The 384-nt window shown below is 54.2% G+C and carries 1 pseudogene; it reads left to right on the top strand.

From position 1 onward, the window contains the following. Positions 1 to 384 (top strand): annotated as a pseudogene (locus E3E29_RS11575) (tRNA methyltransferase); the annotation flags it as partial.

The raw sequence follows: 384 nt of genomic DNA, 5'->3' as shown, positions 1-384 counted from the left end.
GGATTACAAGCTCGAGCCGATCCCATGGGTCAGGGAGGGCTTCTTTATCAACGTAGATAACCTCGCCAGAGTTCCGGAGCACAGTCTGGGTCTGGTCTTCGGGCAAGAAGCCAGCTCAATGATTCCGCCAGTTGTTCTTGACCCAAAGCCTGGAGAGCTCGTTCTCGACATGGCCGCCGCGCCGGGCTCCAAAACCGGGCAGATAGCACAGTACATGGAAAACGAGGGTTGCATAATAGCCAATGACCCCAAGATAGACAGGGCAAATATACTCATAGCGAACCTCAACAGGATGGGTGTCTTGAACACCCGCGTGACGACGCGCGATGGTGCATACTTCGGAAGGTTTGAGAATACCTTCGACAGAGTTCTACTCGATGCCCC

Source organism: Thermococcus sp. Bubb.Bath (assembly GCF_012027595.1).
Lineage (GTDB): Archaea > Methanobacteriota_B > Thermococci > Thermococcales > Thermococcaceae > Thermococcus.
The sequence above is the reverse complement of the archived record's forward strand: the minus strand, read 5'-3'. Positions and strand labels throughout refer to the sequence as shown.